The organism is Brucella tritici, from assembly GCF_008932295.1.
Classification (GTDB): Bacteria; Pseudomonadota; Alphaproteobacteria; order Rhizobiales; family Rhizobiaceae; genus Brucella; species Brucella tritici.
Map to the genome: position 1 here is coordinate 1 of NZ_WBWA01000069.1, position 1928 is coordinate 1928.

A 1928-nucleotide genomic window follows, 5' to 3' on the forward strand; every position below is an offset into this window, starting at 1 on the left:
GTGCGCCGAGCATGGCGCGTGGTGCGCAATCACCGTTTGACCGGGATGGTATCCGGTCGATGACTTGGAGGTGAAAGTCCTCTACGGGCCCTGGTGATGGGAACCGTTAGCCGAACAGCAAGGGCGTCGTCGTGAGGCGGGGTCTGAAGGAAGCTGTAAGCAAAGTGCCGGCCTGACGAACAGGAAGCGCATAAGAGGCAGTCGCATCAGGGCAAGGGGGCCCATTTACCCAAAGCCCGATATTCACCTGGATGATGCGGCTGTAGATGCGACAGGTATATGGCATGAAGGTCACGCGTCTTACCTCGGGAGGTCTGTTGCCTCGCCACCGGCAACGGTGTGCTACCGCGGCTGAGAAGCGACGGGACAGGGCGGCAGAAGTCAGCAGATGCCGTAGTAGCCGGGACCATCTGGTGAAGGGTTGAACATGAAGTGTCGGATGGAGAACGGTCTTTCGATGACGACAGCAGATGCAGACAATGGGGCCGAAATTCCCCATGCCCATGCGGAAGGTAGTGGCCGGAAGCCGCGAGAGGATGCCTTGGGCGCATCGAACGTCACGGCAGGACCGTCCACCTCACAACCGAAGGCAGCGATGCAACTGATGGAAATGATCATCAGTCGCGAAAACATGATGGCGGCCTTACACCGGGTGGTGTCGAACAAGGGAGCGGCGGGCATCGACAAGATGAGCGTTGGCGACCTGAAGCAGCATCTGGTATCGCATTGGCCGCGCATTAGGGAAGACCTTTTGGCGGGGCGGTATGAGCCAGCGCCGGTGCGCGGGGTTGAAATCCCCAAGCCCGGTGGCGGGAACCGCCTTCTTGGCATTCCCACGGTTCTCGACCGGCTCATCCAGCAGGCGATACATCAGGTGCTGATGCCGATCTTCGACCCAGACTTCTCCAATTCCTCTTTCGGCTTTCGGCCGGAGCGGAGTGCCCATGATGCGATCCTTGCCGCGCGGTCCCATGTGGCCGACGGTTACCGCGTTGTGGTCGATCTTGACCTGGAGAAGTTCTTCGACCGGGTAAACCACGATATGCTGATGGCACGAGTGGCGCGCAAGGTTTACGACAAACGGGTGCTGCGGTTGATCCGCCGCTATCTGCAAGCCGGGTTGATGATGGGCGGGATGACGACAATGCGAAGCGAGGGAACGCCGCAGGGCGGTCCGCTGTCTCCGCTATTATCAAACGTCTTGCTCGACGATCTGGACAAGGAACTGGAACAGCGCGGACATCGCTTCTGCCGCTACGCCGACGACTGTAATATCTATGTGCGGTCAATGCGTGCCGGTCAACGGGTGATGGCTTCGCTCACCACCTTCCTTGAAAAGAGGCTGAAGCTGAAGGTCAACGCCACCAAGAGCGCTGTTGATCGTCCATGTAACCGGGTCTTTCTGGGCTACTCAATGACGGCTCACCGTATGCCCCGCCTTAAGGTGGCGGTACAAAGTGTGAAACGTCTTCGTGGTAAACTGAAAGCCCAGTTCCGGGCTGGGCGTGGCCGGGCCATTGACGTCATCATCAAGGAACTTGTGCCGATCCTGCGCGGTTGGACAGCCTACTTCAAGCTGGCCGATGTGAAGGGGACGTTTGAGGAACTGGATGGATGGGTTCACCGCAAACTGCGGGCGACCCTGTGGCGGCAATGGGCGAAACCAGCCGCGTGCGCAAGAAACCTGATGCAACGGGGCATCAAGAAGGAGCGTGCATGGATAAGTGCCAGCAATGGCCGGGGACCATGGTGGAATGCAAGAACCCCGCACATGCACGAAGCCTTACCCAATGCCTACTTCACCAAGCTCGGGCTGATCTCGTTCCTGAAGGAACATCGACGCCTACACTACGCTTCATGAACCGCCGTATACGGAACCGTACGTACGGTGGTGTGGGGGGAGGGCCTAAAATGCCCTCCTACCCGAT

The 1928-nt window shown here is 59.0% G+C and carries 1 protein-coding gene; it reads left to right on the forward strand.

Annotated features, from left to right (window positions below; genetic code table 11):
- Positions 1–457 precede the first annotated feature (457 nt).
- The gene (gene ltrA / locus F9K91_RS25415; protein ID WP_139975403.1) at positions 458–1861 is read left to right on the forward strand and encodes a group II intron reverse transcriptase/maturase; all 1404 of its coding nucleotides are present in this window, start codon (positions 458–460) and stop codon (positions 1859–1861) included.
- Positions 1862–1928: the final 67 nt, after the last annotated feature.